This window comes from Kocuria sp. (assembly GCF_030536815.1).
GTDB classification, from domain to species: Bacteria; Actinomycetota; Actinomycetes; order Actinomycetales; family Micrococcaceae; genus Kocuria; species Kocuria gwangalliensis.
The window spans coordinates 1-5,968 of sequence record NZ_JAUNPE010000133.1 but is presented as its reverse complement, the minus strand read 5'-3'; the positions used below and the strand labels follow the sequence as shown (position 1 = coordinate 5,968).

Below are 5,968 nucleotides of genomic sequence, written 5' to 3'. Positions count from 1 at the left end.
TCTACCGGTGCCTATCAGCGCTTCATCAACGTCAAGACCGGGGTGCGAACCCAGTACACGTGGACCCCACGCGGCGGTGTGAAAGTAAGCCGCGTGGGGTGAGTACGCCACCGGGGTCGGTGTCGATCAGTGAGCGACCGGTTCGGAGCCCTCCACCGTCACGCGAGTATTCTCCGGGGTGGACTTGCGCATGAAGAGCGTCAGCACGAACGCCACGGCGCCCAACCCGGTGGCTGTGAGGAAGGCCGCGTGGACGCCCGGGATTGCATCGGTCGTCGTGGAGCCGTCCGGGTTCTGGAGCACAGTGGTGCCTGCCTGCAGGATGCCCACCAACAACGCCGTACCGGCCGCACCGGCCACCTGCTGCAGGGTGGACAGCGTTGCCGAACCATGCGAGTACAGCGACGGCGGCAGCGGATTCAGCCCGGCGGTGAACGCCGGGGTGAAGATCATGGCCAGACCCACCGACATCGCGATCTGGAGCACAACGATCCACCACACGGCGGTGTCCGCCTGCAGCCGCGAGAAGTTGAACATGACGAACGTCAGCATCGCAGCACCCGGTACGGCCAGCGGCCGGGGGCCGTAGGCGTCGAACAGGCGCCCGATCACCGGTCCCAAGAGGCCCATGATCAGACCACCGGGCAGTAGGATCAGGCCGGTCTGGAGCGTGTCCAAGCCGCGGATGGTCTGCAGATACAGGGGCAATACGATCACGCCACCGAACAGGGTCATCATGGCCACCGCCATCAGCGCCACGGACACCGTGAAGTCGCGGTGTTTGAAGGTGCGCAGGTCCAGGAAGGGATTGGCCTTGCGCTGCAGGTGGAGCTGGCGCAGGGCAAAGGCTGCGACGAGCAGAACACCCACCGTGAGAATCACTGCGCCACCGCCGGCGGAGGTCGCCCAGCCCATGAAGGAGTCGGAATCGCCGCCCTGCGTGCCACCGGCACCCACCGTGGAGAGGCCGTGCACCAACAGTCCGAAGCCGAACACGGACAGCGCCACCGAGAGCACGTCCAGTCGCAGGTCGCCACGTGAACCGACGTCCCCCAGACGGGTCACCCCGATGATCAAGGCGAGCACGGCAATGGGGAGAACGAACCAGAAAATACTGCGCCACGGAAAATGCGCCAGGATGAACCCGGAAATAGTGGGGCCCAGGGCCGGCGCCACGGAGATCACAATGGACACGTTGCCCATTACCAGCCCGCGGCGCTGCTTGGGAATCAACGTGAGGATTGTGGTCATCAGCAGCGGCAACATGATGGCCGAACCGAAGGCCTGGATGACACGAGCCACCAGCAGAATGGCGAAGCTGGGGGCCAGGGCGGCGAGCAATGTGCCCAGCGCGAAGGACCCCATGGCCAGGCCGAAGACGGCGCGCGTGGAAAACTTCTGCAGCAGGAAGCCGGTGGTCGGAATGACCACGGCCATGGTCAGCATGAATGCGGTGGCGACCCACTGCACGGTGGCCGCGTCAACGTGAAGGTCCTCCATCAAGTGGGGCAGCGCCACGTTCAAAATGGTTTCGTTCAGGATGACCACGAAGGCCGCGATCAGCAGAACGGCAATGGTTCCCATCGCGCCCGGAGCGGTCTGCGGTGGTTGCTCCGCGGTACCGCCCGATGCGGGTTGGGAGGGTGAAGAAGGCAAGAGTGATCTCCAACGTCTGAATGTCTTGAGGATGTGCCCGTTGGCAGATCTGTACCAGGGCCGTCAGCAAGAATAGCCATGGTGCCTTGCCGGTGGTTAACGGCCCTTGCGGCCCGAGAGCATCTGCCACATGAACTGGTGGGAACGCGCGTGCAGCGCAGCGGCTTGCCGGTTGTCCGCAGCCCCGGCGTGACCGCCGTCCGTGGCTTCGTGGAACCAAATGTTCTGGTGCCCCTGATCAATCATCTTGGCCGCCATCTTGCGCGCTTGCACCGGTCCCACGCGGTCATCGGAGGTCGCGGTCCAGATGAGCGTGGGCGGGTAGCTCATCACTTCGGACAGCAAATGATAGGGCGAGAACGTGCGAATGTACTCCCACTGTTCCGGCTGGTCCGGATCGCCGTATTCCGCGATCCACGATGCCCCGGCCGAGAGTTTGGTGTAGCGGCGCATGTCCAGCAGCGGCACACCGCATGAGATCGCACCGAACAGCTCGGGATAGGTGGTCAACATGTTTCCGACCAGCAACCCGCCGTTCGAGCCGCCGGCGCACGCGAGTTTCGGGGCGGTGCACACGCCACGGCGATGAAGGTCTTCCGCAACCGCCGCGAAATCCTCGTACGCACGGTGTCGGTTCTCCTTGAGCGCGGCGGTGTGCCAGGACGGTCCGTATTCGCCGCCGCCGCGAATGTTCGCGACAACGTACACACCCGTGCGGCCGCGATCATCCCTGCGGGTCAGCCATGAGATTCCGGTGGCCCCCGAATAACCCGGGGTCCGGGAGACCTCGAAGCCGCCGTAGCCGCTGAGCAACGTGGGATTCAGGCCGTCGAGTTCCAGCTCGCGCGGGCCCACCCGGAAGTACGGCACCTTTGTGCCGTCCGCCGACACGGCGAAATGCTGGGTCACCTCGAGTCCTTGCGCGTCGAAGAACGACGGCGCTCGCTTCAGGATCGTGGGCTCGCTCGCCTCGCGCGCGGCGGCGGCGTCGTCGTCGGCGTCAGCGCCGTGCCCCGAGAGATCGGGGAGGGAGCCGCGGCCCAGGGACGAAGGTGTGAGGAAGCCGGTGACCGAGAAGAAATAGTCATTGCCCACCTCGGGATCCTCGTTGTCCACGGCCCAGGCGGAGGCGCTGTGCAACGGGGGGATGCCGGGCAGGGCAGTGAGCTCCCACGCGCCGGGCACCGCGGAGTAGAGCGCGGAGGAGACATCGTGCAGGGTGTTGAGGATCAGGTGGTCACGGGTCCAGGACCAGCCCTCCAAACTGGTGTGGGCGTCCGGGGTGAAGACCGGCTGCACGCTGCGATCGCCGCGCATGTATGCAGCAACATCGGCGGCGAGCAGGCAACCGGCGGGGTACTCGGTCCCGTTCAGTTCCAGCGTGTGGCGCGGGCGCATCAGGAGCCATTGCTTGTGGAGATCCACGCTCACGGTGGGGTCCAGGTCCAGCTCGACCCACTGCTCGTCGCTCCACACGTGTGTGCGCACCGTGAAGAAGTCCACCAGGTCCATGGCGATCACGCGTTCGAAGCCGGGGGTGTGGTCCTTGAGGACCGCGGCCTGGGCATGGTCCACGGGAACCTCGAAAATCACCGGCGCGTCCTTGACGTCCTGACCGCGGGAGACACGGCGCACCTGGCGTGGATACGAGGACTCGGTCATGGAACCGGGACCGGTGTCAGTGGCCACGAACACGGTGTCCGCGTCCATCCAGGAGACCGAGGACTTGGCCGTGGGGACGTCGAAGCCACCGGTCACGAACTCCCGGGTTTCCAGATCGAATTCGCGTGTGCGCACGGCATCCCCGCCATCGGGGGACAGCCGGACCAGAGCGCGCCGCCACTGTCCGTCCGTGTACTGCGGGCGCAGCAGGTGCGCGCCGGAGAACACCCACTCCACGCTTTCGGTTCGAGCCAAGTGGTCAATATCCAACAGGACGTCCCACTCGGGGTCGTCACTGAGCCAGGACTCCCACGTGGTGCGCCGCCACAGTCCGCGCGGGTGCTGGGCATCGCGCCAGAAATTGTAGTAATACGGTCCGTGCTTGGTCACGGCAGGGATGCGCGAGGGGCTGTCCATCACGTCCAGGACGCGTTCGGTCATGGATTCCAGGTCCGGGCCGTCCAGCAGAGTGTCGGTGCGCCGGTTCTGCTCCCGCACCCACTCCATGGGCTGCTCACCATGGATCTCCTCGAGCCACAAGAACTCATCAGCGGGCTCTGTCTGCGGGCGGGCGGACGCGGTGGAAGTAGTGGCCATGGGCCCATGCTACGGGCGGGGTGAGACATGCACAGCTGGCTCGTTATCCTGGTGGTCATGGTGAGTCAGCGACGAGTGGTAGTGGTAGGTGCGGGCCCCCGGGGGTTGTCAGCTGTGGAACGGCTGACGGCGCGAGCGGCTCAGACCCGCGCCCGGGTGCACATCGACCTGGTGGACCCCTTCCCTCCCGGCGCGGGCCACGTATGGCGCACCGATCAGTCGTTGTTGTTCCTGATGAACACTCCTTCTTTGTTCCCCACTGTGATTGCTCCGGACGGCGCATTGGACGTGGACCCGCTGGCCGAGGTGCGGAACATGAGCTTCGACAGGTGGCGCCGCGGCGTCGTCGACGGTGACATCACGCCCGAGAACCCCCTGACCGAGGCGGAACGCGCGGCGTTGACCGCACTGACCGCTCAGGATTTCCCGCCCCGGGCCATTTACGGGCGGTACCTCGAATGGATTTTCGCAGCTCTCAACCGCCACTTGCCGGCGAACGTGACGCTGACCGTGCACCGGGCCGAGGCCGTGGACGCGTGGGTCCAGGACGAGGCCCGGCACCGCTACGCCGTGGAACTCGCCGGTGGTCAGTCGATCCCGGCGGACGCCGTGGTGCTCGCCCTGGGCCACTTGGACGCACATCTGCGCCCCGGTCAGAAAGAACTGGTGGACGGCGCGGCCGAACACGACCTCACGTACTGGCCGCCCACCGTGCCCGCCGATGCGTGGTGGAGCGAGGTGCCGGCGCAGGAAACCGTGCTCGTACGCGGCATGGGCCTGAATTTCTGCGACGCGCTCGCGCAACTCACCGAAGGCCGCGGCGGCACCTTTGAGCCCGATGTGGACAACCCTGGGCGATTGATTTATCGGCCCTCCGGCCGAGAACCGCACATTGTCGCGGGGTCCCGTAGGGGCACGCCGTATCGCGCCAAGCCGCAACTCGAGGGGTACTACGCGCACACCCTGCAGACGCGGTTCTTCACGCTCGAGGCCGTTCAGGAGCTGCTCGACGCCAGCACCGAACAACTGTCGTTCGAGCGTGATTTGTGGCCCCTGATCCGCAAGGACGCGGACTGGAACTACTATCGCGTCCTGGCGCGCACCTCCCCGGATGCGTTCACACAACCCGCGGGCGACTTCCTCCGCAGGCTGGACGCCATTCTTCTCGACGACGACGACGCTCGCTGGTCCCAGCGCGTCGAAGCCTTGGTCTCCGCCTCCGTGGTACCGGGCCGGCAGCTGCAGCAGGCACGATTGGCGCGGCCCTTCGAGGACATCAATTTCGACAGCCACGACGAGTACGCCGCTGCGGTGGTGCACTACCTGGACCGCGACGTCCACGGCTCGCTGCGGGGCGAGGACGATCCCGTCAAAATGGCCATCGCGTCCCTCAACGCCGCCCGCACCGTGCTCAAGTGCGTGCTGGCAGAGGCGGGGGTTTCGGACTCATCGTGGGTCAACGAGCTGCGCAGGGATTTCGAGCCGTTCGTCGAGGGCCTGGCCTCGGGCCCACCCGTGCTGCGCATCCAGCAATTGGCCGCTCTCACGCGGGCGGGTGTGGTCCGTTTCCTCGGCCCCGAACCGCGTTTCGTGGTGGACCGCAATGAGGGTTGCTTCGTGGCGGCCTCGCCGTGGGTCAGCGATACGCCCGTCCGTGCCCGCTGGCTCATCGAGGCCATGTCACCCACCAACGACGTGCACCGCAACATCTCCCCGTTGCTGTCCAACATGCACGAGCGGGGTCTGGTGCGCGGCAAGCTCATGGAAACGCGCGACGGCGCCAGCCCCGTCACGAGCACGGGGCTGGACGTGAGTGCGAGCGCCCTCCGCAAGGGCACCGCGCTGGGCGGCCTCACACTCGGTACCGGCGCGTTCGCCTACCGGGTGGTGGGTGAGAAGGACGCCGTGGAACCCGGGATCTTCGTGCTGGGCCTGCAATTGTCCTCGGTGCAGTGGGGAGTCTCGATCGCCGCGGAAGCGGAATCGCCGGCGCATCTGGGTGCCCGCACGCTCGCGGACGCGGACCAGGTGGCGCAGGCGATCCTGGCGCAGT

Annotated in this window: 3 protein-coding genes; 1 reads left to right on the top strand and 2 read right to left on the bottom strand. The window is 66.3% G+C overall.

Annotated features, from left to right (window positions below; translation table 11 throughout):
• Positions 1-126: 126 nt before the first annotated feature.
• Together Q4E95_RS10535 and Q4E95_RS10530 are read right to left on the bottom strand one after the other, a co-directional pair.
• Positions 127-1,584, bottom strand: a complete 1,458-nt coding sequence (locus Q4E95_RS10535; protein ID WP_303383266.1) for an MDR family MFS transporter — start codon at positions 1,582-1,584, stop codon at positions 127-129.
• 168 nt (positions 1,585-1,752) lie between these two features.
• Positions 1,753-3,915 (bottom strand): prolyl oligopeptidase family protein, encoded by a 2,163-nt coding sequence (locus tag Q4E95_RS10530; RefSeq protein WP_303383265.1) that lies wholly within the window; start codon positions 3,913-3,915, stop codon positions 1,753-1,755.
• A gap of 57 nt (positions 3,916-3,972) precedes the next feature.
• Between Q4E95_RS10530 and Q4E95_RS10525 the strand changes: the two genes are divergently transcribed.
• A partial coding sequence (locus Q4E95_RS10525) for an FAD/NAD(P)-binding protein (RefSeq protein WP_303383264.1) occupies positions 3,973-5,968 on the top strand: 1,996 nt, incomplete at its 3' end.